Genomic DNA, 21,782 nt, shown 5'->3' with positions numbered 1-21,782 from the left:
ACATGTTATTTGAGTAAAGGAACTTCTCGTGAAGCGACTATTTTGCTTGGCTGCGATTGCGGCCGCACTTCTGGGGCAAAGTTTGACTGCACAGGCTGCAGGCGTTGAATTCGGGGTGGGCGCGACTAGCGACTCAACCATGACTTACCGTCTGGGCATGCAATTCGATTGGGATCAGAGCTGGTTGCAGAGCGACGTCGGTCGCGTCACCGGTTACTGGAGCGGCGCTTACACCTACTGGGATGGCGACAAGACTTCGGGCACCAGCAGCCTGTCGTTCTCGCCGGTATTCGTTTACGAATTCGCCGGTCAAAACGTCAAGCCATATGTCGAGGCAGGCATCGGTGTTGCGTTGTTCTCCAACACGCAGATGGAAGACAACAACATTGGCCAGTCTTTCCAGTTTGAAGACCGCATCGGTTTCGGCCTGCGCTTCGCCGGTGGTCATGAAGTCGGGATTCGCGCGACGCATTATTCCAACGCCGGGATCAGCAGCGACAACGATGGTGTAGAAAGCTACGCGCTGCACTACACGATGCCGCTGTAAGGTCAAAAGCTTCGCGGGCAAGCCTCGCTCCTACAGGTTTAGCGTCGATCAATCACACGACGAAATCATGTAGGAGCGAGGCTTGCCCGCGAAAGCGTCCTTCAGCGATAAACCGACACAATCCCCTGCCGTTCTTCGATGCATTCCGGTGAGCCCGTCTCGAACTCCCGGCAGATCAGCGGACGCTTTTCGTAAATCGTGCACATCATCGTGTTGCGATCCAGCGCTGCACACCAGCCGTCGTCCAGACGCAACATCACTTCGCCGCCCCAATCATCGACATCGATAAACCGTTCGGGCACGCCCGTTTCGGTGATCAGCATGACTTCGAGCTGACAGCAGCAGGCTGAGCAGGTCGAGCAAGTGATCGCCGGTTCGGCGATTTGCGTGTGTGGGATGGTTTTCATGGCGCGCAGTGTAAGGCAGTGCGCCGCAGCTGTGTGAAAGGCCTGACGGACGCTCAGTCGTGGGAGTCCGCCGCCAGCCGTTGCGCCATGAAGTGCAGCGCCGGAAACAGCAGCGCCCAGAGCATGCCGAGCCCCAGCAACGTGACGAATTGGCCGTAGGGAAACTGCACGCCGGCCAATTGGCTGCCGGCGTAATAAGACAGCGGCCCGCCGATGGCACCGAGCAGGCTGGCCAGCCACCACGGCTTGGCGCTCCATTGCAGGCAATGGCGCAACGTCGTCGCCAGCAGCGCCCAGAGCAACATCAGCCACAGCGGAATCAGCGGTGCGACGTCGCTGAACTCGAACACGCCCAACCAACGCAAGGTACTGTCGACCGTGGTCCCGAGCAGCACCACGCTCAGAATCAACCGGCCTTCATCGACCCAGCGACTTATCCACAGCAGGTGAATCACCAGCGCCGCCACTGCCACCCATAACCACAGGCTGTCGCCGCCGAGCACACAGGCGAACCAGCCGAGCTGAAACAACGCTGCATTGACCAGGCGTTCAAGCATCAAACCGCCCCAGCAATGGCGCGGTGATTGCCGCCGGTTTTGCCAGCAACAACTGCGCGGTGCCGATGGTCCGTTCGAGGAAACCACCTTCGCAGTAACACAAGTAAAACTCCCACAAGCGCAGGAAATAATCGTCGTAGCCCAACTCGGTCAAACGCCCGTGGGCGTGGCGAAAGTTCTCGTGCCACAGGCGCAGCGTGCGCGCGTAGTGCAGGCCGAAATCTTCCATGTGCAGCAGGTTCATGTCGGTGTCGCGGCTGACGATTTCGAGCATCTTCTGCACGCACGGCAATGCGCCGCCGGGGAAGATGTAACGTTGGATGAAATCAACCTGGGTCCGCGCCTGCTCGTAGCGTTGATCGCGGATGGTGATCGCCTGCAACAGCATCAAGCCGTTGCTCTTGAGCAGGTGCGCGCATTGCTTGAAATAGGTCGGCAGGAAACGATGGCCGACCGCTTCGATCATCTCGATTGAAACCAGTTTGTCGTATTGCCCGGTGAGGTCGCGGTAGTCCGAGAGCAGCAACGTCACTTGCTTCTGCAAACCCAGGGTTTCGATGCGTTGTGCGGTGTAGGCGTATTGCTCTTTGGACAGCGTGGTGGTGGTTACCTGACAACCGTAATGCTGCGCCGCGAAAAGCGCCATGCTGCCCCAGCCTGTGCCGATCTCCAGCAAATGGTCGGTGGGTTTGAGGTCGAGTTTCTGGCAGATTCTTTCCAGTTTGTTCAGTTGCGCCTGTTCCAGGGTGTCTTCAGGACGGAGGAACTGCGCCGCCGAATACATCATCGTCGGGTCGAGAAACTGTTCGAACAGATCGTTGCCGAGGTCGTAATGCGCGGCGATGTTTTTCTGCGAGCCCTTGCGCGTGTTGCGATTGAGCCAATGCAGGCCTTGCACGAAAGGCCGACCGAGTTTGGCCAGACCGCCCTCCATCGCATCCAGCACTTCGAGGTTGCTGACAAACACCCGGACCACCGCCGTCAGGTCCGGCGACGTCCAGTAACCGTGGATAAAAGCCTCGCCCGCGCCAATCGAACCGTTGCTCGCAACCATGCCCCAGGCGGCCGCGTCGAGAATCTCGATCTCCCCGAGCAGATGATCGCCGGCCGTGCCGAAGACATGCCGTTCGCCGTCCTCGATCACCACCAGTTGGCCGTGTTTGAGCTGCGCCAATTGCCGCAGAACGCCCCGGCGCAGCAGCGAGCCGGACCAGCCATTGCTGCCGAGTAGATTGGCTTTGGCCGAAACGCTAGAGGATTTCATGATGGCGATCCTGTGGTGCAACGGTTGCGGTTTGAAAGCTGCCATCGGCAGCCTGATGGGCAAAAATCGGTGCTCGTTTGAATAACAGTCGCAGCGCCTGCCAATAGATCGCCAGGGCGGTTTTCGCAGTCATCCACGGAAAGCGCCGCAGGTAACGGTGCAGGCTGGCGCGATCAAGGGCTTCGCGTTGCAGGTTGAGCGTGGCATCGAACAGTTTCAGTTCGCCTTGCCAGTCCGCCATGTGCACGCCGAGGCGTTGCGCGGCAGGACTGAAGCTCATGCGGTATTCGAGATCGCGCGGCAGAAACGGCGACACATGAAACGCCTTGGCCACCGCAAAGTGCTGGTGCTGGCCGTGCAGCGATTCGGCCGCTTGCGCCGGCAGCACGTAGTGATAGCGCTCGCGCCACGGCGTGTTGGTCACTTCGCAGAGAATCGCCGCCAGTTGCCCGTCCGCCTCGTGGCAGTAGAAAAAACTCACTGGGTTGAACGACAAACCCCAACTGCGCGCCTGGGTCAGCAAACAGATCGAGCCTTGCGGCTGATGGCCGATGGCTTCGCCGACCTGTTGGCGCACGGCATCGATCAGACGCATGCCGCGGCCGGTAAACGCTTTCAGATAGTCGCCTTCGCGAAACGAGAACGGCGCGAAGCGGCTGGTGCCGGCAAATGGCGACAACCCGAGCACCGCGTCCTGCTCGTCGAGGTCGAGGTACAGCAGCCCGATCCGGTAACGGAACGCATGCGCTCTGGGCGCAAAACGCCGATGGCCGATCCAGCCGCTGTAGAGGGCGCTGTTCACAGCACTTCACCCAACGAGCGAGCCACGCGCAATGCGCTGACCACACCGTCTTCATGGAAACCGTTGGCCCAATACGCGCCGCAGTAATAAGTGTGCTGCGCGCCGTCCAATTCGTCCCAGCGCTGCTGCGCCGCCACCGCTTTCAAACTGTATTGCGGATGGGCGTAGGTGAATCTGGCGAGGACTTTGCTCGGGTCGATGCCGGCGCTTTGGTTGAGGCTGACGCAGAACGTGGTGTCGCTCTGCAAGCCTTGCAGGATGTTCATGTCATAGGTGACGGCGGCGTGGGTGTGACCGGCGCCGTTGAGACGGTAATTCCAACTGGCCCAGGCGAGTTTGCGTTTTGGCAGCAGACCGATGTCGGTGTGCAGCACCACTTCGTTGTCGGCGTAGGGCAGGGCGCCGAGGATCGATTGCTCGGCCGAACTCGGCTCGGCCAGCAGCTTCAGCGCCTGATCGCTGTGACAGGCAAAAATCACTTTATCGAAACGTTCGCTGCCGGCAGTGCTGTGGATCACCACGCCGTCGCGGTCGCGCTCGACTCGCGTTACCGGGCAATTGAGGCGAATCCGCTCTTTGAAAGAAGCCGTCAGCGGCGCGATGTAGGCGCTGGAACCGCCCTCGATCACGCACCATTGCGGCCGGTCGTTGACCGACAACAAGCCATGATTCTTGAAAAACCGCACGAACAGTTGCAGCGGAAAACCGAGCATGTCGGCCATCGACATCGACCAGATCGCCGCGCCCATCGGCACGATGTAATGCAGGATAAAACGCTCGCTGTAACCGTTGGCCTGCAAGTAATCATTGAGCGTGGTGTCGGCGGCGATCCGTTGTTGTTCGAGGTCGCGCAAGGCTTCTTTGTTGAAGCGCAGGATGTCGCGCAACATCTTCCAGAACCCCGGCGACAGCAAATTGCTGCGCTGGGCGAACAGGCTGTTGAGGTTGTTGCCGTTGTACTCCAGGCCGCTGTCCGGGTCGTTGACCGAAAAACTCATTTCGGTCGGTTTGAACCTGACGCCGAGTTGCCCGAGCAGGCGGATGAAATTCGGGTAGGTCCAATCGTTGAACACGATAAACCCGGTATCCACCGCGTGCGTCTGGCCATCAACCGTAACGTCGACGGTGTGGGTATGCCCGCCGACCCAGTCGCTGGCCTCGAACACGGTGATATCGTGGCGACGATTGAGCAGATAGGCGCTGGTCAGCCCGGAAATGCCGCTACCGATTATGGCGATGTTCACGGTTGATCCTTGATCGGCGGACTGCTGCGCACCATCCGTTTGCCGATCGCCAGTTTTACCCGGTTAGGCATTTTCGACAGCGGCCACAGCGCGGCCATGAACAGCGCCGGGAAGGCGATTTCCAGCGGCCGGTTCTGCAGTTTGTTGAAGATATGCCGCGCGGCTTTTTCCGCTGGCCAACTGAGCGGCATCGGGAAATCGTTTTTCTCGGTCAGCGGCGTATCGACAAAACCGGGGCTGACCACGGTGACTTCAATGCCTTCGTCGGCCAGATCGATACGCAACGACTCGAACAGATAACGCAGCCCGGCTTTCGATGCGCCATAGGCTTCGGCGCGTGGCAGCGGCAGGTAAGTCACCGAACTGGCGACCCCAACCAGATGCGGCGCAGTGCCGGCGCGTAACAACGGCAGGGCGGCTTCGATGCAATAACTGCTGGCGAGCAGATTGGTGCGCACCACGTGCTCAATGATCGAGGCGTCGAACTGCTTGGCGTCAACGTATTCGCACGTCCCGGCGTTGAGAATCACCGTGTCCAGCGAACCCCAGTCCTCGGTGATCTGTTCACCGATTTCGCGCACGGTCTGGCTGTCGGTCAGGTCGCCGGGGACCACCAGCACTTGTCCCGGATAACGCTGGGCGAGGACTTTGAGCGGCGCCAGCGAACGTGAACTTACGGCCAGGTGCGCGCCGGTTTTCAGTATTTCTTCGGCCAAAGCGGCGCCAATGCCGCTGCTCGCGCCCGTCAACCAGTAACGCCGTGGTGGTGTGAGGCTCATCCCATGCTCCTTTTCAGCCAGGCAATGACCCGGCCCAATACGGGTAGATGTTCATAAAGCAGTGCGCCGGCATCGAAATAATCGCGGTGCCGATAGACCTTGTCGCGCCAGAGCAAATGCGAGCAGCCGTCTACTGTTATCAGCCGTCCGCCGTCGAGACGCGGGTGGCGGTAGCTCATGACCCAACGCAGATAACCTTCGCCGTCACGAACTTGATCGAAACCGCGAAAGTCAAAACTCAGTTCGCTGACGTTGGCGTAGAGCTTGGCGAAATAGCCGTGTAGATCACTGAGCCCGTGCACGTCATGCAGCGGATCGGTGAAGTGCACGTCGTCGCTGTACAGCTCGCCGAGGCGCTGCAAGTTGTCTTTATTCAGCCCGGCGAATTGCCGGGCGAAGTGTTCGAGAAACTCACTCATCGCCACCTCCGGCAACCGCTTGGCGTGACGGCAGATTCTTGAACGCCGCCAGTGCCCGGGCGCGCGAATTGCTCAGGTTGACGATCGGCGACGGGTAATCGGCGACGCCAAACAAGCCGCCGACATTGGCCGGGTTGTGCACTTCTTTTTTGTTCAGCGCGGCCAGTTCCGGCAGCCAGTGCTTGATGAACAGACCCTGCGCGTCGAATTTTTCCGACTGGCTCAGCGGGTTGAAAATGCGGAAGTACGGCGCCGAATCGGTGCCGGTGGATGAACTCCACTGCCAGCCACCGTTGTTCGCCGCCAAGTCGCCGTCGATCAAGTGGCGCATGAAAAAGCGCTCGCCTTCACGCCAGTCGATCAACAGGTTTTTGGTCAGGAACATCGCCACAACCATGCGCAGACGATTGTGCATCCAGCCGGTTTCGAGCAATTGGCGCATCGCCGCGTCGATGATCGGCAGGCCAGTGCGCGCTTCTTGCCACGCCTTGAGTTCTTCCGGGGCATCGCGCCAGGCCAGCGCTTCGGTTTCCGGGCGAAAGGCGCGGTGCCGCGAAACCCGTGGGTAGCCGACCAGAATGTGTTTGTAGAATTCGCGCCAGAGCAGCTCATTGACCCACGTCACCGCGCCGACACTGCCGCTGTCGAATTCGCCCTGATTGCTTTGCAGCGCCGCGTGCAGGCACTGGCGCGGGGAAATCACCCCGGCGGCCAGATACGCCGAAAGTTGGCTGGTGCCGGGTTTGGCGGGGAAGTCGCGCTCGCTGAGGTAATAGTCGATGTGCGCGTCGGCGAACGTCTCGAGACGCCGCCGCGCTTCGGCTTCACCCGCCGGCCACAACGCGCGCAAGCTGTCTGGCGGCGTGGCAAAACCGTCGACGCTGGCCGGGATTTTGTCGCTGCTGATGGTCAGTTTCGCCTGCTTGCCGGGCGCCGACACGATGCCGGGCAGCGAGTGGCGCAGTCGCTCGTAGCAGACTTTGCGGAACTGACTGAACACCTGAAAGTAGGTGCCGGTCTTGGTCAGCACAGTGCCGGGGGCGAAAAACAGTTGGTCGAGATAACTGTTGAACGTTACGCCGACCTTATCCAGCGCGTGCGCCACGGCTTGATCGCGCCGTGTCTCGTCGATGCCGTATTCCTCGTTGACGTGCACCGCGCCAATGTTCAATTCCTGGCACAGCTCCAGCAGGACTTTCGGCGCCTGCTGCCAATGCGCCGCGCTGCGGATCAGCAACGGAATATTCAACTGTCCCAGCGCTGTGCTGAGCTCAGCGAGGTTGCGCAACCAGAAATCGACTTTGCACGGCGCGTCATCATGTTCCTGCCATTGCTGCGGGCTCAGCAGATACACCGCGACGGTCGGGCCACGCGCGGCGGCGGCCGAAAGGGCGGTGTTGTCATGCAGGCGCAAGTCGCTGCGCAGCCAGATCAATTGCAAGGAATGGTCCGCGCTCGACATTAGATAATTCCTCGCTGGACCAACTCCTGATGCGCCGCCAACGGATCTTCGGCGATGAACAGTTCAGCGATTTCCGTAGTCTTCGCCGACAGCTCGGCTTGGTGGATAACCACCGCTGGCCCGACGATGATTTTTGCGCAACTGACGCCACTCAGCAGTTTGTGCAACTGCGTCAGGTTCATGGCTTTGCTCGAATACAGCAGCACGCCGCGTGCTTGCAGGTGTTCGACCGCTAACGCCAGTTCGCCAACCGGCAATGGCCAGTCGAATACTTCCACGGGGCAATCGGCACTGCTGATCAGCCACGCGGTCAGCCACAGGTGCGGTTCCAGCGCCAGGTCCGAGTGGTTGACCAACAACAGTGGCGCGCTGCGCAACTGGCGGTTGTTGTGATAAATCCGCGCGCCGAACTTGCTTCGCAGCCACGAGTAGAAAAATACCCGTTCCATCTGCGCGCCGAATTGGCCTTGCCAGCGCTGTTCGAGTTCGCTCAGCAACGGCATCAGCAGTTGTTCGCACAAGGTCCGTGGCGGGTACAGCGCCATGGCTTGGTTGACGGTGTCGTCGAGGGTGCGCTCGGCCAGTTCGGTCACGGCTTGCAGCAAGGTTTGGCGCAGCAGTTGCCAGTCGTTTTCAACCGATTCGGTAAAGGCTTGCGGGGTGTCGAGCAGTTGCTTGACCTGGCTGACGGCGACGCCACGGTTGAGCCAGGTGAGGATGGTCAAAATCCGCTGCACGTGTTCGGCGGAGAACAGCCGATGACCCTTGGGCGTGCGTTGCGGCACGATCAGTCCGTAACGCCGTTCCCACGCACGCAGGGTGATGGCGTTGACGCCGGTCTGCCGCGCGACTTCGCGAATCGGCAGCCAGCCTTCGTCCAGGGCTTTCTTGAAATCGGCGCCGAGGTCTTCCTGGGCGCTGGTATCGGGGGTCGTATTCATTTAAATCGCATTTCGCAGACTGAGATTTTCCGGGTGCGGCTGCAGGTAAACCTGCTGCGCAATGTACGGATCAGGGTATTGGCGGAAGTAATGTTTGAGCAGCGTCAGCGGCACCACCAACGGCACGATGCCGAGGCGATATTGGCCGATGACGTGCAGCACTTCCTGTTTGTCTTCAGCGCTGATCACCTGTTTCAGGTAACCGAAAATGTGCTGCAAGACATTGGTGTGCGTGCGGCGCGTGGCGCATTTTTTCAGCGCCGCCATCAGCTCGCTGAAATAACGCGGGCCGAGTTCTTCGGGATCGGTCTGGCCCATGTTGCCGAGCAGGTTGCCGAGGGTTTTGTATTGCACCGGATTGTGCGCCATCAGCAGGTATTTGTAGCGCGAGTGAAAGTCGATCAGCGCGCGCCGCGTCAGGCCTTCGCGGCGCAGTTGCTGCCAGTCACTGTAGGCGAATACGCGGGTGAGGAAGTTCTCGCGCAGCACCGGATCGTTGAGGCGGCCGTCTTCTTCGACCGGCAGGTCCGGATGTTCGGCGCAGAACGCCTGGGCATAGACGCCGCGCCCGCCACCGTCCACCGGCGCGCCGTTGGCGTGGTAAACCTTGACCCGCAACAAGCCGCAGGACGGCGACTTCTGCATGAAGATGTAGCCGCAGATGTCGTGCAGTTCGGCGGCCATTTGTTGACCGTACTCGGCGAGGGGTTGGGTGACGTTGATCGCGGGGTGGACGGTGCCGATGGCTTGCGGATGGTCGGGGTCGCCGACCAGGCGAATCGGCTCGCGCGGGATGCCGAGGCCGATCGCGACTTCCGGGCATACCGGCACAAAATCGAAATAGTCGGTGAGGGTGCGACTGCACAGCCGCGACTCCTTGTGCCCACCATTGAAACGCACCTCGGCTCCCATCAGGCAGGCGCTGATTGCGATTTTCGGTTTGGCGGGGGCATTGAACATCGGAGCACCTCGAATCTAAACCTGTACAGAGCGTAGGCGCTGTACAACATGCAGTTCATCATAGATTCAAAGCTGTACAAGTCAAATTGTTTGTATAGGTTTTAGCGAAGGGCCCAAGAGTCGTGGAGCGGCTGCGGCAGAAAAATCTATTTCCAGCCCAGCAACCAACTGTCGCTGTTTTTCAGCAAATGCCAGTCCAGCCGCTCGCTGCGCTGGGTCAGCACCGCTTGCAGTTCAACCTGCAGCACCGTGCCTTCCTCGTCGCGGAAAACCTCGGTCACCAGAAAATGCTTCTCGCGGTTTTTTGGCAGGGCTGCTGTCCACTTCGACAGCAGCAATTTACCCGGATTGATGCGGTTCATTGCAGGTGCGCATGCAAACGGCGGGCGGCTTCCTGGCCGCTGAGCCACGCACCTTCGACGCGACCGGACAAGCACCAGTCGCCGCATACGTACAAGCCCAGATCGGCATCCGCCAACACGCCCCATTCGTGGCTGCTGGCGGGGCGCGCATAGAGCCAGCGGTGGGCGAGGCTGAACGTTGGCGCAGGCATGGCGCTGTGCAGCAGTTCGGCGAATGCGCCGTGCAATTGCTCGATCACGGCTTCTTTGGGCAGGTCGATGTGTTGCCGGCTCCAGGCGCTGGTCGCGTGCAACACCCAAGTGTCCAGGGTGTTGTCACGTCCCGGTTTGCTGCGGTTGCGCGCCAGCCAGTCGAGCGGGCTGTCTTGCACGAAGCAGCCTTCCATGGGCGTATCCAGCGGCGTGTCGAAGGCCAGCGCAATCGCCCAGGTCGGCTCCATTTTCACCCCGGCAGCGGCGCCGGCGAGTTTCGGCGCGGCGGCCAACAGCGCGGTGGCTTGCGGCGCCGGCGTTGCGATCACCACGTGGCTGAACGGACCGTGGGTGAAGCCTTCGGCGTCCTGCAAATGCCAGTGTTCTTCACCGCGAAAAACTTCGGTGATGCGGCAAGCGAACTGCACTTCGAGGTCGCCGAGCAGGGCGCGGGTGATGGCGCTCATGCGTGGCGTGCCGACCCAGCGTGTCTGCTCGTCCGGCGACAGATTGAGTTGGCCGCCCTGATAGGTATAAAGCTGCGGCGTCCATTCGGCCACCCAGCCATTGGCTTGCCAGCGCTGCACTTCGGTGACGAAGCGGCGGTCGCGAGCGGTGAAATACTGCGCACCCATGTCCAGAGCGCCGGCATCGCTGCGTTTGCTCGACATGCGTCCGCCGCTGCCGCGGCTTTTATCGAATAGTTGAACGACATGCCCGGCCTGCGTCAGGGCCTGGGCGGCGGAGAGTCCGGCGATGCCGGTGCCGATGATTGCGATAGGTACAGTCATAGGGGCCTCGTTTACCTTTCTGTACAGACTACGCCGTGGTTTAAAGCTGTACAATATTGTTTTTTGGTATAACTTTCAGCGTTCTCGTTCTGACAGCTTGGCCTATTGTTAAGCACATAGCGTTGTTAAACATGCAGTGTTGTTGAACACAAAGCGTTGTGAACACAAAGCGTTGTTGAAAACATTAGCGTGCTAAACCAAGAGCCTGCCCGATACCAAAGATCCCTGCTTATAAAAATAGACTAGTGATCCGGGTAAAACGCCACGCGAGGAAGAAGTCATGCGCATATTGCTGACCGGCGGTACTGGTTTGATAGGACGTCAGCTCTGCCGACACTGGTCGAGCCAAGGGCATCACCTGACGGTCTGGAGTCGTTCGCCGGAGAAAGTCGCCGGGATTTGTGGTCCCCAGGTGCGCGGCATTGCCCGCCTTGAAGACCTCGGACAAGAACCGCTGGACGCGATCATCAACCTGGCCGGTGCGCCGATTGGTGATCGTCTGTGGACCCACAAACGCAAGGCGTTGCTCTGGAGCAGTCGCATCACCTTGACCGAAACCCTGCTGGCGTGGCTGGAAAGCCGCGAGCAGAAACCCGAAGTGTTGATTTCCGGCTCGGCGGTGGGCTGGTACGGCGATGGCGGCGAGCGCGAGTTGAGCGAGGATTCGCCGCCGGTCATCGATGATTTCGCCAGCCAGTTGTGCATCGCCTGGGAGGAAACCGCGCAGCGCGCCGAAGCCATGGGTATTCGCGTGGTGCTGGTGCGCACCGGGTTGGTGGTGTCGGCGGAGGGCGGCTTTTTGTCGCGGCTGTTGCTGCCGTTCAAACTGGGTCTGGGCGGGCCGATTGGCAACGGTCGGCAGTGGATGCCGTGGATTCATATCAAGGACCAAATCGGCGCGATTGATTTTCTTCTGCAGCGCATCGACGCCAGCGGTCCATATAATGCCTGCGCGCCGCAACCGGTGCGCAATCGCGAGTTTGCCAAGACGCTGGGCAGCGTGCTCCACCGCCCGGCGTTCATGCCGCTGCCGACGCTGGTGTTGAAGGTCGCGCTGGGCGAAATGTCATTGCTCTTGCTGGGCGGCCAGAAGGCTGTTCCGGCGCGCTTGCTGGAAGCGGGTTACACCTTCCAGTTCACTGATTTGCGCGCGGCTCTGGACGACGTGTCCAGCCGCCTCTGAAATAGGACGTTGCATGACCGATCACGCGTTGCTTCTGGTCAATCTGGGCTCACCTGCTTCCACCTCGGTGGCGGATGTGCGCAGTTACCTCAACCAGTTTTTGATGGACCCGTATGTGATCGACCTGCCGTGGCCGGTGCGGCGCTTGCTGGTGTCGCTGATCCTGTTCAAACGCCCGGAGCAGTCGGCCCACGCCTACGCTTCGATCTGGTGGGAGGAGGGCTCGCCGCTGGTGGTGCTCAGCCGTCGCCTGCAACAAGCGATGACCACGCAGTGGACCCAGGGCCCGGTGGAATTGGCGATGCGTTATGGCGAGCCGTCGATCGAGACGAAATTGCTGCAACTGGTCAAGCAGGGCCACCGCAGAATCACCCTCGCGCCGCTGTATCCGCAGTTTGCCGACAGCACCGTGACCACGGTGATCGAAGAAGCCAAACGGGTGATCCGCGCGCACAAACTTGATGTTCAGTTGTCGATTCTCCAGCCGTTCTACGATCAGCCGGAATACCTCGATGCGCTGGTCGCCAGCGCCAAGCCTTATCTGGAGCAAAGCTACGATCATTTGCTGCTGAGTTTTCACGGTTTGCCGGAACGGCATCTGACCAAACTCGACCCGACGGGCCAGCACTGTTTCAAGAATCAGGACTGCTGCAAAAACGCTTCCCCGGCAGTAATGGCGACGTGTTACCGCGCGCAATGCCTGCGCACCGCCGAGCAATTTGCCGAGCGCATGGGGTTGCCGGACGGCAAGTGGTCGGTGTCGTTTCAGTCGCGTCTGGGCCGAGCGAAATGGATCGAACCGTACACCGAAGCGCGGCTTGATGAGTTGGGCAAAAGCGGCGTGAAGAAGATCCTGGTGATGTGCCCGGCGTTTGTTGCCGATTGCATCGAGACCCTGGAAGAAATTGGTGATCGCGGTCTGGAACAGTTCCGCGAAGCCGGCGGCGAAGAGTTGGTGCTGGTGCCGTGCCTCAACGACGACCCGCAATGGGCCAAGGCGTTGAGCGTATTGTGCGAGCGAGCGCCGTTGGCACTCTAAAAGCTTCGCGGGCAAGCCTCGCTCCTACAGGGTTGTGTCGATCATGAACACGACGAAATCCTGTAGGAGCGAGGCTTGCCCGCGAAGGCATTCTTTCAGGCGATGAAGATTCAGCCTGTTTACAGCAAAGGCTCATCCGCTTTCTTGTGCTTCCAGCTGTCATTGCCCGGCAGCAACAGGTTCAGCGCAATCGCCACCACCGCGCACAGCGCGATGCCTTTGAGGCCGAAGTCGTCCGGGCCGGTGCCGGTGCCGACCAGCACACCGCCAATCCCGAACACCAGGGTCACCGAGACAATCACCAGATTGCGCGCCTCGCCCAGATCGATCTTGTGGCGGATCAGCGTGTTCATGCCCACCGCCGCAATCGAACCGAACAACAGACACAGAATCCCGCCCATCACCGGCACCGGAATGCTCTGCAGCAGCGCGCCGAACTTGCCGACGAACGCCAGGCTGATGGCGAAAATCGCTGCCCAGGTCATGATTTTCGGGTTGTAGTTCTTGGTCAACATCACCGCGCCAGTCACTTCGGCATACGTGGTGTTAGGCGGACCGCCGAACAGGCCGGCAGCCGTCGTCGCAATGCCATCGCCCAGCAACGTGCGGTGCAGACCGGGTTTCTTCAGGTAATCGCGACCGGTCACGCTACCCACGGCAATCACCCCGCCGATGTGCTCGATGGCCGGGGCCAGCGCCACCGGGACGATAAACAGAATCGCCTGCCAGTTGAACTCCGGCGCGGTGAAGTGCGGAATCGCAAACCACGGCGCGGCGGCAATCTTCGCCGTATCGACCACGCCGAAATAGAACGCCATGGCAAAACCGACCAGCACGCCGGAGATGATCGGCACCAAGCGAAAAATCCCTTTGCCGAACACCGCGACAATCAGCGTGGTCAGCAGCGCCGGCATCGAGATCAGCATCGCGGTCTGATAGTGAATCAGCTCCGAGCCGTCGCCAGCCTTGCCCATCGCCATGTTGGCGGCAATCGGCGCCATGGCCAGGCCGATGGAGATGATCACCGGACCAATCACCACCGGTGGCAGCAGTCGATCAATGAAACCGGTGCCTTTGATCTTCACCGCGAGGCCGAGGAAGGTGTAGACGAAACCGGCCGCCATTACCCCGCCCATGGTCGCTGCGAGGCCGAACTGGCCCTTGGCGAGAATGATCGGGGTGATGAAGGCAAAGCTCGACGCCAGGAACACCGGCACCTGACGCCCGGTGACGATCTGGAACAGGATCGTCCCCAGACCTGCGGTGAACAGCGCCACGTTGGGGTCGAGGCCGGTAATCAGCGGCATCAGCACCAGGGCGCCGAACGCCACGAACAGCATCTGGGCGCCGGACAGCACCGTGCGCCAGAGCGGATCGTTGAACTCTTCCTGCATGCTCAAGCGTCCTTCTGCTTGGTGCCGAAGATCTTGTCGCCGGCATCGCCCAGGCCCGGGATGATGTAGCCGTGCTCGTTGAGTTTTTCATCAATGGAGGCGGTGTAGATGATCACGTCCGGATGCGCTTTTTCGACGGCGGCGATGCCTTCGGGGGCAGCGACCAGGACCATCGCGCGGATGTCACGGCAACCGGCTTTTTTCAGCAGGTCGATAGTGGCGACCATGGAACTGCCGGTGGCGAGCATCGGGTCGATGATCATGGCCAGGCGTTCGTTGATTTCCGGCACCAGTTTTTCCAGATAGGTGTGCGCCTGCAGTGTTTCTTCATTGCGGGCCACGCCCACGGCGCTGACTTTGGCGCCCGGGATCAGGCTCAGCACGCCTTCGAGCATGCCGATACCGGCACGCAGGATCGGCACCACGGTAATCTTCTTGCCGGCGATTTTCTCCACCGACACGGTGCCGCACCAACCTTCAATATCGTAGGTTTCGAGCGGCAAATCTTTGGTAGCTTCATAGGTCAGCAGCGCACCGACTTCCTGAGCGAGCTCACGGAAATTCTTCGTGCTAATGTCTGCGCGGCGCATAAGGCCAAGTTTATGACGGATCAGCGGATGGCGGATCTCTTGGATGGGCATGGGGAAAGGCTCCGGCGGCGGGCAAAAAAACCGGCCTAGATTAATCTATCCGAGGGTGTTGTCCTATAGACATACAGTACGTTAGTCCACAAACGCTTGATTCGGCCTCGCTGGATGCGTACCTTTGCCCGCTTTTCCTGCATAAGCCACCCCTTGGAGAGCGCCATGTCCGCTGATCTCGAGCATATCCGTCAAATCATGCGAGAGGCTGACTGCCTGTACACCGAAGCTGAAGTCGAGGCGGCCATCGCCCGCGTCGGTGCACACATCAACGAACAACTGGCTGACACCAACCCGGTGGTTTTCTGTGTGATGAACGGCGGGCTGATTTTTGCCGGCAAGTTGCTCACCCATCTGCAATTCCCGCTGGAAGCGTCGTACCTGCACGCTACCCGCTATCGCAACGAAACCAGCGGCGGCGACCTGTTCTGGAAAGCCAAGCCTGAAGTGTCGTTCCTCGATCGCGACGTGCTGATCATCGACGACATCCTCGACGAAGGTCACACCCTCGGCGCCATCATTGATTACTGCAAACACGCCGGCGCCCGCGCTGTGCACACTGCCGTGCTGATCGACAAGGACCACGACCGCAAGGCGCGTCCGGACCTCAAAGCGGATTTCGTCGGCCTGCCGTGCATCGACCGCTACATCTTCGGCTACGGCATGGATTACAAAGGTTACTGGCGTAACGCCAATGGCATTTTTGCCGTTAAAGGAATGTAAAAAATGACCACGCCGAGCTTTCTTGATCAAACCCTGTTCGCGGAATTGGCCGAGAAGGCTGCGGCGAATCCTCGCGGGCGCCAGCATCACAACTTCCATCAGATGGAAGACGCCTGCCACCGCATGGCGGTGGGCCTGCAACCGAGCACCTATATTCCGCCGCATCGACACTTGGGCGACAACAAGGCTGAAACCCTGTTGGTGCTCAAGGGGCGCCTCGGTTTGTTGATTTTTGACGAGTCGGGCGCGGTGGTGCGCAAGCAGGTTCTGCAGGCGGGCGGCGACTGTGTCGGCGTCGATCTGCCGACCGGGGTGTTCCACGGTCTGGTGGTGCTGGAAGCGGACAGTTTGATGTTCGAGTGTAAGGCCGGCCCTTATCGCCCGGTCGGCGAGGGTGAGCTTGCCCACTGGGCGCCGCGTGAAGGCGAGCCGGGTGTCGCCGAGTACCAGGCGTGGATGCTCGCGCAGTTTGATTGATCGGTAATCCCTGTCATTAATCCTCGGTGGGAGCGAGGCTTGCCCGCGAAAGCGCTGTGTCAGCCGACAAAGATGTTGGATGTGCCGGCCTCTTCGCGGGCAAGCCTCGCTCCTACAGGGATCGGGGTTTGCCCATTCCTTTGCCATGTTAGAGTGCTCGGCCCCGTCCCCCGGAGCCTGTCATGAGCCTTTTGACCCGCTGCTGCGCCGTCCTGTTACTGTCCGCAAGCCTGCCGCTGGCCGCCGCGCCGGCGCCGATGCACGCGCAGTTTCTGCCGCCGGACGACTTGACCCTGCGTGACGCCGAGCCTGAGCAGCAACAACTGTTGCAAGTCACCGACTATTCGGTGGTGGTCGGCAGCCAGCGTCAATCCTCGCAACAGCCGATCCCGGTGACGTCGCCATTGCTGATCCGCCTCAAGGGCAAATCCCTGAACAAAGGCGCGACCATCAACCAGGTGTTGGTCAATTTTGATGGCGAAAGCAAAAGCCTGAAAAAGCCGATCTACGACGAAAAAAGCAAAACGCTGACGATGTATTACCCGCTGGCGCAATACCGCGTGGTCATTGACCTGCTGCGCAACGACACCGTGTATTGCCAGTTCCTCAGCTACGCCAATGGCCATGTCTGGGCCGATCTGCACACCGGCAGTGTGCGTCCGCGTTGAGCCCGGCGGCCAGTGAGGGGTAAACTGCCCGCCCCGTGAAATGTCTGCGAGCTGGAGTCGGCAATGCGTAAAGATAAGAAGCAAGTGATTGGTGACGAGATCGGCGATGAGCAGATCAAACTGTTCCTCGATTTTGAACCGGTCGATGCCACTTCACCGTCGCTGCACAAACTGATCAAAGCCTACCGCGGTCTGCGCATCGACGATTTCGAGCGCTTCCTGACGTTTTTCGTCGAGGCCGGTTTTGATCTGGACGGCAAGGATGAGCACGGCAATGACTTTGTGGCGGTGATCAAGGACCAGCGCAATGCGGCCGAATACATCGAGCTGATCGCCAAGGCGCGCGGCTGATTTGCTGATTTGGCGGTGTTGCTGCTGGACCCATCGCGAGCAGGCTCACTCCTACATTTGATTGGTGCACACCCGTCTATTGTAGGAGTGAGCCTGCTCGCGATGAGGCCCTCACCAGCTCCGCAAATCCTCGATAAGCCAATCCACCGCCCATAAAAAAACGCCCCGCTCTCAATCAGAGCGGGGCGTTTTTTTGTGGAGCCGAATCAAGCGTAGCTTTCGGTCTCGTTACTGGCTTCAACCAGTTCCAGCGCGACGTTGTTGTGTGCGTTGATCTTGCGATACAGCGCTGCGTCGGTTTCCAGAAGTTTTTCCCGGGCCGGGAAGATTTCCGCCAGTTTAGCCGCCCATTCGCCGGAAGCCTTGTTCGGGAAGCACTTCTCGATCAGCTCAAGCATGATCGAAACCGTCACCGAAGCGCCTGGCGAAGCGCCGAGCAGTGCCGCCAGAGAACCATCCTTGGCCGCCACCAGTTCGGTACCAAACTGCAGAACACCACCCTTTTTCGGGTCTTTCTTGATGATCTGCACCCGTTGGCCGGCCACTTCCAGGCGCCAGTCTTCAGCCTTCGCTTGCGGGTAGAAACGACGCAGCGATTCCAGGCGTTGCTCCATCGACTGCATCACTTCGCTGACCAGGTACTTGGTCAGGTCCATGTTGTTTTTCGCCACGGCCAGCATCGGGCCGATGTTGCCGGCGCGCACCGACAGCGGCAGGTCCATGAAGGAGCCGTGCTTGAGGAACTTGGTGGTGAAACCGGCGTATGGCCCGAACAGCAACGACTTCTTGCCATCGACTACGCGGGTGTCCAGGTGCGGCACCGACATCGGCGGCGAACCGACCGCTGCCTGGCTGTACACCTTGGCCTGGTGATGCTTGACCACTTCCGGGTTATCGCAACGCAGCCACTGGCCGCTGATCGGGAAGCCGCCGAAGCCTTTGCTTTCTTCGATGCCCGACGCCTGCAACAGCGGCAATGCCGCGCCGCCCGCGCCGAGGAAAACAAACTTGGCGTCGACTTCACGGCTGTTGCCGCTGTTGACGTCCTTGATGCTGACGGTCCAGCCGTTGGCGTTACGCTTCAGGCCAGTGACGCGCTTGCAGTACTTGACCTGCGCATCGGGTGCGCTGGTCAGGTGCTTGAGCAGTTGATTGGTCAGCGCGCCGAAATTGACGTCGGTGCCATTCATCACGCGGGTCGCGGCGAGAACTTCGTCGGCCGGACGGCCCGGCATCATCAGCGGCATCCACTCGGCCATTTTGGCTTTGTCTTCGGTGTATTCCATGTCAGCGAAAGCGTGGTGCTTGCTCAGCACCTCGAAGCGCGACTTGAGGAAAGACACGCCGCTGTCGCCCTGCACGAAGCTGAGGTGCGGCACCGGGCTGATGAACGATTTGCACGAGCCGAACGTGCCTTTTTTGGTCAGGTACGACCAAAACTGTTTCGACACCTCGAACTGCGTATTGATGTGCACGGCTTTCTTGATGTCGACGGAGCCGTCGGCGGCCTGCGGCGTGTAGTTCAACTCACACAGCCCGGCGTGACCGGTACCGGCATTGTTCCACGGGTTGGAACTCTCCGCAGCACCGGAATCCATCAGCTCGACGACTTCCAGCTTGATCGCGGGGTCGAGCTCTTTGAGCAGTACAGCGAGGGTGGCACTCATGATGCCGGCCCCAACGAGTACTACGTCGACTGCTTCGTTATGCGCCATTTAACGCGTCTCCAAAATCTGCAGCACCAAATTGTCGGCATAGCTGCCAGGCGTGCCGGGGCGTGTCATGTGTGCCCCAGGTACTCATGGCCAGAATCGCCATGTCCGAATCTTCGCAATTTTTCGCAACTTCGACGGACGCTACCGGCCGGGTCAATGAGGTCCATGAACTCACTTCAACGCGCGACTGGCAATTCGACTTATGGTCGAGACATCCGTTTGTGCAACCAAATCCGTAGCGGACAGGCTTCAGGCTCCGGTATTCGAGGCGTACCCGGTCCTGTGTCGTTGGGCTGTTTCAGACGCTAATGGTGCATGTTCAGACGCAAAACTATTCATTTGCTCGCCACACTCTTGTGAAGTTGTGAAAACCCGTTTTTTTCACGCTCTTTTGAAGACGTGAACCTCAAAAAGGGCTGTCCCAGCCTGGCACCGTGCCCGGATGGATTGCCGCCATGTAGTACATGACAGGCAAAACGGGCAAACAGCTCAGTGACCGAGCGTATGACAGCTCTGCAGATGCGCGAAAAGTGGGGGTTTTGCTCAGGGAACAGCAAGCACGCCAGCTTCACTCGATCTGTGTGGGCGGCTCTCTGTGGGCGATTCGGGGTGCCAATGCCTGGGCATTGACGATGCTGCGAGGCCCGATCAGGAGACGTCCTTATAATCGGGGGGAGATTGTATCTAAGAAACGCAGGGAAATGGTCGCGATTAATGACTTTTATTAGGCGTCCGGTCAGATGGACAACAGCGCGTGCACTCGTGAACGGGGCTGACGCTGGCGCACACGGGCGCTTGGGGGCAGGGGATGGTGCAACCAGTTGAGGCGGATTTCTTCGATTTCGACCCAGCCATCGCCCATCGGCTGCAGGCTGCATTGTTTGAATGCCTGGCAATGACCGTTGCGATCGAGCAGGGCAAAGCTGCGGTGCAGCGGGCGTGGCGCGAACAGCGAGATCAGATAACGCATGGCGAAGTACCTTGTGGGGTGACTGCTGTGAAGGTTGCCAGTGCGCGATGACGTCAAGGTGTATGGGCGGTGACAGATGTGTGACAGGAACCGCTTTGCGCGGGGCTTGTCAGAGTTTGGGTTATTCGTTGAAGTCCCCTAGTTCGCTGCAGTGGCCCACCGCTATACTGCGGGCCTGTTTGTGCCTGATTCTGGAGAGAAGAGCATGTTGCAACGCCTGTTGTTCGGTTTGATCACTGTGACCAGTTTGACCCTGGTTGGCTGCGCCCACAGCCCGCAACAACTGAACCCGGAACCGAAGCTGACCACTCAGCTGGCACCGGTTGGCCACGGCCAGCAAGTGGTGGTGCGGGTGGTCGACGGTCGTCCATCGCCAACCCTCGGCACCCGTGGCGGTCTGTACCCGGAGACCAGCGCAATCACCGTGCAGGGCGCGCAGATCCTGCCGAAATTGCAGGCTCAGGCTGAAGCGGCCGTGCGTTTGCTCGGTTTCACACCGGTGTCCAACGGCATGAATGCGCCGCAGTTGACCGTGACCCTGGCCGAGCTGAAATACCAGTCGCCTAAAGAAGGCATGTACGTGACCGAAGCGACTATCGGCGCCACCTTCCGCTCCGACGTGCAAAACGCCAACCGCCGCTACAGCGGTCGTTACGGCGCTTCCCTGGACCAGCGTTTCGGCATGGCGCCGAACCAGGAAACCAACACCAAGCTGGTCAGCGACGTGTTGAGCGACGCACTGACGCGCTTGTTCAAAGACCCGACGGTCAGCCAGATCCTCGGCGAATAACTTTTCCGCCGATGTGAAAAAAGCCCGGTGCCAGTGATGGTCCCGGGCTTTTTCATGCCCGCTGGTTTCGCGAATACCTCCGATCCCTTGTAGGAGCGAGGCTTGCCCGCGAAAGCGGTGTGTCAGCCAACATCAATGTTGAATGTTCTGCCGTCTTCGCGGGCAAGCCTCGCTCCTACAATCCGAAAAAGGGCTCAGGCGGCTTGGGAGTAGAAATCCAGCACGCTCACCCCGGTCAGCAAATCCATCTCGGGCAAGTCCGCATGTTGGTGTCCGCCCAGCGCGCAATACACCAGCCAGTGGCGATCCTGCACATTGAAGGCGAGGCTGCCGACGAGGTTTTGCTGTTCTTCGCTTTGGGCGATGAGGTAGAGGCGGTCCTGGTTTTCGGCGTGCAGCATGGCGGGCTCAGTGTCGGTTTCGAGGGGCGACAGACTGGCGCATACAGATGACGATGACGTGACACCGATCAGCAATCGGCCAAGTGGTTCGTTATTTGTCGCAGGCTTTCGGTAGAATCCGCGACGCGGTCGTCGGTCCGGCGCCTGTCATCTCAAGTTTTGCCGAGGTCCGTGATGTCGTTGCATTTGATTTCGTTGTTCACCAACCATCCCGCCAAGTTGATCAACCTGCTGGCCTTGCTGCTGGCGTTCCCCGGCAGTTGGCTGCTGCACGCCACGCGCCGCCGCGAACAGCGCGCCCAGGCAGTGCTTGAAGCCGCCGCGCAAAACCGCCGCGTCGATGACGCGACACTGATGCACGATGGCGCGACCCAACGCATGAACCGGTTTTTCTACCGATTCGGCTTCGCCTGCCTGGGCGTGGCGCTGATCATCTCGTGGATCAGCACACAGTTCTGAATCGCTGATAACAAATTCAGCAACGCCCATTCATTTGTGGTGAAAGTCTTGCCCATGGCAAGGCGGGCTTGCCTGTGGAGAGTGGGGCTTTCCTGTGGAGGGTGGAACTTTCCTGTGGAGAGTGGGGCTTTCCTGTGGAGGGTGGAACTTTCCTGTGGCGAGCGAGCTTGCTCGCGTTCGGCTGCGCAGCAGTCGCAAGATTCTGGGGTCGCTGCGCAACCCAGCGCGAGCAAGCTCGCTCGCC

The 21,782-nt window shown here is 59.9% G+C and carries 26 protein-coding genes; 9 read left to right on the top strand and 17 right to left on the bottom strand.

The genetic code is table 11. The annotated features are described in order from the left end of the window. Positions 1 to 28 precede the first annotated feature (28 nt). Positions 29 to 547, top strand: a complete 519-nt coding sequence (locus FBY12_RS22950) for an acyloxyacyl hydrolase (RefSeq protein ID WP_121731852.1) — start codon at positions 29 to 31, stop codon at positions 545 to 547. A 101-nt stretch (positions 548 to 648) separates the two neighbouring features. Here FBY12_RS22950 and FBY12_RS22945 read toward each other — a convergent pair whose 3' ends face one another. From FBY12_RS22945 to FBY12_RS22890, 12 genes are all read right to left on the bottom strand, one after another. Then, a complete protein-coding gene (locus FBY12_RS22945) occupies positions 649 to 954 on the bottom strand; it encodes a YkgJ family cysteine cluster protein (RefSeq protein WP_092278075.1) in 306 nt (101 codons plus the stop codon). 53 nt (positions 955 to 1,007) lie between these two features. Next, positions 1,008 to 1,511: a DUF2878 domain-containing protein gene (locus FBY12_RS22940; RefSeq protein WP_121731851.1), complete on the bottom strand. Its 504-nt coding sequence runs from the start codon at positions 1,509 to 1,511 to the stop codon at positions 1,008 to 1,010. Then, positions 1,504 to 2,775, bottom strand: a complete 1,272-nt coding sequence (locus tag FBY12_RS22935; RefSeq protein ID WP_145256132.1) for a cyclopropane-fatty-acyl-phospholipid synthase family protein — start codon at positions 2,773 to 2,775, stop codon at positions 1,504 to 1,506. The genes FBY12_RS22940 and FBY12_RS22935 overlap by 8 nt, the downstream gene beginning before the upstream one ends. Further along, positions 2,762 to 3,577 carry a DUF1365 domain-containing protein gene (locus tag FBY12_RS22930; RefSeq protein WP_145256129.1) on the bottom strand — a complete coding sequence of 272 codons (816 nt, stop codon included), beginning with the start codon at positions 3,575 to 3,577 and terminating at the stop codon, positions 2,762 to 2,764. Before FBY12_RS22930 ends, FBY12_RS22935 begins: the two co-directional genes overlap by 14 nt. Continuing rightward, positions 3,574 to 4,821 carry an NAD(P)/FAD-dependent oxidoreductase gene (locus tag FBY12_RS22925; protein WP_145256127.1) on the bottom strand — a complete coding sequence of 416 codons (1,248 nt, stop codon included), beginning with the start codon at positions 4,819 to 4,821 and terminating at the stop codon, positions 3,574 to 3,576. Before FBY12_RS22925 ends, FBY12_RS22930 begins: the two co-directional genes overlap by 4 nt. Continuing rightward, positions 4,818 to 5,600, bottom strand: a complete 783-nt coding sequence (locus FBY12_RS22920) for an SDR family oxidoreductase (protein WP_145256124.1) — start codon at positions 5,598 to 5,600, stop codon at positions 4,818 to 4,820. The genes FBY12_RS22925 and FBY12_RS22920 overlap by 4 nt, the downstream gene beginning before the upstream one ends. After that, a complete protein-coding gene (locus tag FBY12_RS22915) occupies positions 5,597 to 6,019 on the bottom strand; it encodes a nuclear transport factor 2 family protein (protein WP_145256122.1) in 423 nt (140 codons plus the stop codon). The genes FBY12_RS22920 and FBY12_RS22915 overlap by 4 nt, the downstream gene beginning before the upstream one ends. Beyond that, positions 6,012 to 7,460, bottom strand: a complete 1,449-nt coding sequence (gene phrB / locus FBY12_RS22910; protein WP_178111800.1) for a deoxyribodipyrimidine photo-lyase — start codon at positions 7,458 to 7,460, stop codon at positions 6,012 to 6,014. The genes FBY12_RS22915 and phrB overlap by 8 nt, the downstream gene beginning before the upstream one ends. 20 nt (positions 7,461 to 7,480) lie before the next feature. Next, positions 7,481 to 8,422 (bottom strand): MerR family transcriptional regulator, encoded by a 942-nt coding sequence (locus FBY12_RS22905; protein WP_145256117.1) that lies wholly within the window; start codon positions 8,420 to 8,422, stop codon positions 7,481 to 7,483. After that, entirely contained in the window at positions 8,423 to 9,382 is a 960-nt protein-coding gene (locus FBY12_RS22900) for a 2-thiouracil desulfurase family protein (RefSeq protein ID WP_121731844.1), read from the bottom strand. Positions 9,383 to 9,528: 146 nt separating this feature from the next. After that, positions 9,529 to 9,744: a TIGR02450 family Trp-rich protein gene (locus FBY12_RS22895; RefSeq protein ID WP_121731843.1), complete on the bottom strand. Its 216-nt coding sequence runs from the start codon at positions 9,742 to 9,744 to the stop codon at positions 9,529 to 9,531. Continuing rightward, complete coding sequence (locus FBY12_RS22890) at positions 9,741 to 10,727, bottom strand: NAD(P)/FAD-dependent oxidoreductase (RefSeq protein WP_121731842.1); 987 nt, start codon at positions 10,725 to 10,727, stop codon at positions 9,741 to 9,743. The genes FBY12_RS22895 and FBY12_RS22890 overlap by 4 nt, the downstream gene beginning before the upstream one ends. Positions 10,728 to 11,007: 280 nt before the next feature. Between FBY12_RS22890 and FBY12_RS22885 the strand changes: the two genes are divergently transcribed. Further along, positions 11,008 to 11,910, top strand: a complete 903-nt coding sequence (locus FBY12_RS22885; protein ID WP_121731841.1) for a TIGR01777 family oxidoreductase — start codon at positions 11,008 to 11,010, stop codon at positions 11,908 to 11,910. A 13-nt stretch (positions 11,911 to 11,923) separates the two neighbouring features. After that, positions 11,924 to 12,949, top strand: a complete 1,026-nt coding sequence (gene hemH, locus FBY12_RS22880; RefSeq protein ID WP_145256114.1) for a ferrochelatase — start codon at positions 11,924 to 11,926, stop codon at positions 12,947 to 12,949. Between the two features lie 119 nt (positions 12,950 to 13,068). On the opposite strand, the gene FBY12_RS22875 is transcribed toward hemH, so the two are convergent. Then, positions 13,069 to 14,343: a uracil-xanthine permease family protein gene (locus FBY12_RS22875; RefSeq protein ID WP_121757255.1), complete on the bottom strand. Its 1,275-nt coding sequence runs from the start codon at positions 14,341 to 14,343 to the stop codon at positions 13,069 to 13,071. A gap of 2 nt (positions 14,344 to 14,345) precedes the next feature. Further along, complete coding sequence (gene upp, locus FBY12_RS22870; RefSeq protein WP_092278103.1) at positions 14,346 to 14,984, bottom strand: uracil phosphoribosyltransferase; 639 nt, start codon at positions 14,982 to 14,984, stop codon at positions 14,346 to 14,348. A gap of 165 nt (positions 14,985 to 15,149) precedes the next feature. Between upp and FBY12_RS22865 the strand changes: the two genes are divergently transcribed. The 4 genes from FBY12_RS22865 to FBY12_RS22850 all read left to right on the top strand — a co-directional run bounded on the left by FBY12_RS22865 (position 15,150) and on the right by FBY12_RS22850 (position 17,203). Further along, positions 15,150 to 15,707 (top strand): hypoxanthine-guanine phosphoribosyltransferase, encoded by a 558-nt coding sequence (locus FBY12_RS22865; RefSeq protein ID WP_121733322.1) that lies wholly within the window; start codon positions 15,150 to 15,152, stop codon positions 15,705 to 15,707. 3 nt (positions 15,708 to 15,710) lie between these two features. After that, positions 15,711 to 16,184 carry a WbuC family cupin fold metalloprotein gene (locus tag FBY12_RS22860; protein ID WP_145256111.1) on the top strand — a complete coding sequence of 158 codons (474 nt, stop codon included), beginning with the start codon at positions 15,711 to 15,713 and terminating at the stop codon, positions 16,182 to 16,184. Between the two features lie 182 nt (positions 16,185 to 16,366). Further along, a complete protein-coding gene (locus tag FBY12_RS22855) occupies positions 16,367 to 16,852 on the top strand; it encodes a hypothetical protein (protein WP_092278107.1) in 486 nt (161 codons plus the stop codon). A gap of 63 nt (positions 16,853 to 16,915) precedes the next feature. Next, positions 16,916 to 17,203 (top strand): PA4642 family protein, encoded by a 288-nt coding sequence (locus FBY12_RS22850; RefSeq protein WP_092278109.1) that lies wholly within the window; start codon positions 16,916 to 16,918, stop codon positions 17,201 to 17,203. 206 nt (positions 17,204 to 17,409) lie between these two features. Here FBY12_RS22850 and mqo read toward each other — a convergent pair whose 3' ends face one another. Together mqo and FBY12_RS22840 are read right to left on the bottom strand one after the other, a co-directional pair. After that, positions 17,410 to 18,918 (bottom strand): malate dehydrogenase (quinone), encoded by a 1,509-nt coding sequence (gene mqo, locus FBY12_RS22845; RefSeq protein WP_121733319.1) that lies wholly within the window; start codon positions 18,916 to 18,918, stop codon positions 17,410 to 17,412. A 736-nt stretch (positions 18,919 to 19,654) separates the two neighbouring features. After that, positions 19,655 to 19,888 (bottom strand): hypothetical protein, encoded by a 234-nt coding sequence (locus tag FBY12_RS22840; RefSeq protein ID WP_092278113.1) that lies wholly within the window; start codon positions 19,886 to 19,888, stop codon positions 19,655 to 19,657. A 205-nt stretch (positions 19,889 to 20,093) separates the two neighbouring features. Here FBY12_RS22840 and FBY12_RS22835 point away from each other — a divergent pair, with 205 nt between their 5' ends. Further along, complete coding sequence (locus FBY12_RS22835; protein ID WP_092278115.1) at positions 20,094 to 20,678, top strand: YajG family lipoprotein; 585 nt, start codon at positions 20,094 to 20,096, stop codon at positions 20,676 to 20,678. A 194-nt stretch (positions 20,679 to 20,872) separates the two neighbouring features. Here FBY12_RS22835 and FBY12_RS22830 read toward each other — a convergent pair whose 3' ends face one another. Continuing rightward, on the bottom strand, positions 20,873 to 21,079 hold the full coding sequence (locus FBY12_RS22830; RefSeq protein WP_092278117.1) for a hypothetical protein: 207 nt from the start codon (positions 21,077 to 21,079) through the stop codon (positions 20,873 to 20,875). A gap of 174 nt (positions 21,080 to 21,253) precedes the next feature. Here FBY12_RS22830 and FBY12_RS22825 point away from each other — a divergent pair, with 174 nt between their 5' ends. Next, on the top strand, positions 21,254 to 21,538 hold the full coding sequence (locus FBY12_RS22825) for a hypothetical protein (RefSeq protein WP_121733318.1): 285 nt from the start codon (positions 21,254 to 21,256) through the stop codon (positions 21,536 to 21,538). The last annotated feature ends 244 nt before the right edge of the window (positions 21,539 to 21,782 follow it).

The organism is Pseudomonas sp. SJZ131, from assembly GCF_007828705.1.
GTDB classification, from domain to species: domain Bacteria; phylum Pseudomonadota; class Gammaproteobacteria; order Pseudomonadales; family Pseudomonadaceae; genus Aquipseudomonas; species Aquipseudomonas prosekii.
The sequence above is the reverse complement of the archived record's forward strand: the minus strand, read 5'-3'. Positions and strand labels throughout refer to the sequence as shown.

Excerpts from the sequence above, each read along its gene's own strand:
- FBY12_RS22875 (WP_121757255.1), bottom strand. The coding sequence starts at position 14,343 with ATGCAGGAAGAGTTCAACGATCCGCTCTGGCGCACGGTGCTGTCCGGC.
- upp (WP_092278103.1), bottom strand. The coding sequence starts at position 14,984 with ATGCCCATCCAAGAGATCCGCCATCCGCTGATCCGTCATAAACTTGGC.
- FBY12_RS22900 (WP_121731844.1), bottom strand. The coding sequence starts at position 9,382 with ATGTTCAATGCCCCCGCCAAACCGAAAATCGCAATCAGCGCCTGCCTG.
- FBY12_RS22940 (WP_121731851.1), bottom strand. The coding sequence starts at position 1,511 with ATGCTTGAACGCCTGGTCAATGCAGCGTTGTTTCAGCTCGGCTGGTTC.
- FBY12_RS22935 (WP_145256132.1), bottom strand. The coding sequence starts at position 2,775 with ATGAAATCCTCTAGCGTTTCGGCCAAAGCCAATCTACTCGGCAGCAAT.
- FBY12_RS22860 (WP_145256111.1), top strand. The coding sequence starts at position 15,711 with ATGACCACGCCGAGCTTTCTTGATCAAACCCTGTTCGCGGAATTGGCC.
- FBY12_RS22920 (WP_145256124.1), bottom strand. The coding sequence starts at position 5,600 with ATGAGCCTCACACCACCACGGCGTTACTGGTTGACGGGCGCGAGCAGC.
- FBY12_RS22855 (WP_092278107.1), top strand. The coding sequence starts at position 16,367 with ATGAGCCTTTTGACCCGCTGCTGCGCCGTCCTGTTACTGTCCGCAAGC.
- FBY12_RS22885 (WP_121731841.1), top strand. The coding sequence starts at position 11,008 with ATGCGCATATTGCTGACCGGCGGTACTGGTTTGATAGGACGTCAGCTC.
- mqo (WP_121733319.1), bottom strand. The coding sequence starts at position 18,918 with ATGGCGCATAACGAAGCAGTCGACGTAGTACTCGTTGGGGCCGGCATC.
- FBY12_RS22890 (WP_121731842.1), bottom strand. The coding sequence starts at position 10,727 with ATGACTGTACCTATCGCAATCATCGGCACCGGCATCGCCGGACTCTCC.
- FBY12_RS22915 (WP_145256122.1), bottom strand. The coding sequence starts at position 6,019 with ATGAGTGAGTTTCTCGAACACTTCGCCCGGCAATTCGCCGGGCTGAAT.
- FBY12_RS22895 (WP_121731843.1), bottom strand. The coding sequence starts at position 9,744 with ATGAACCGCATCAATCCGGGTAAATTGCTGCTGTCGAAGTGGACAGCA.
- FBY12_RS22840 (WP_092278113.1), bottom strand. The coding sequence starts at position 19,888 with ATGCGTTATCTGATCTCGCTGTTCGCGCCACGCCCGCTGCACCGCAGC.
- FBY12_RS22830 (WP_092278117.1), bottom strand. The coding sequence starts at position 21,079 with ATGCTGCACGCCGAAAACCAGGACCGCCTCTACCTCATCGCCCAAAGC.
- FBY12_RS22825 (WP_121733318.1), top strand. The coding sequence starts at position 21,254 with ATGTCGTTGCATTTGATTTCGTTGTTCACCAACCATCCCGCCAAGTTG.
- FBY12_RS22905 (WP_145256117.1), bottom strand. The coding sequence starts at position 8,422 with ATGAATACGACCCCCGATACCAGCGCCCAGGAAGACCTCGGCGCCGAT.
- FBY12_RS22865 (WP_121733322.1), top strand. The coding sequence starts at position 15,150 with ATGTCCGCTGATCTCGAGCATATCCGTCAAATCATGCGAGAGGCTGAC.
- hemH (WP_145256114.1), top strand. The coding sequence starts at position 11,924 with ATGACCGATCACGCGTTGCTTCTGGTCAATCTGGGCTCACCTGCTTCC.
- FBY12_RS22835 (WP_092278115.1), top strand. The coding sequence starts at position 20,094 with ATGTTGCAACGCCTGTTGTTCGGTTTGATCACTGTGACCAGTTTGACC.
- FBY12_RS22850 (WP_092278109.1), top strand. The coding sequence starts at position 16,916 with ATGCGTAAAGATAAGAAGCAAGTGATTGGTGACGAGATCGGCGATGAG.
- FBY12_RS22945 (WP_092278075.1), bottom strand. The coding sequence starts at position 954 with ATGAAAACCATCCCACACACGCAAATCGCCGAACCGGCGATCACTTGC.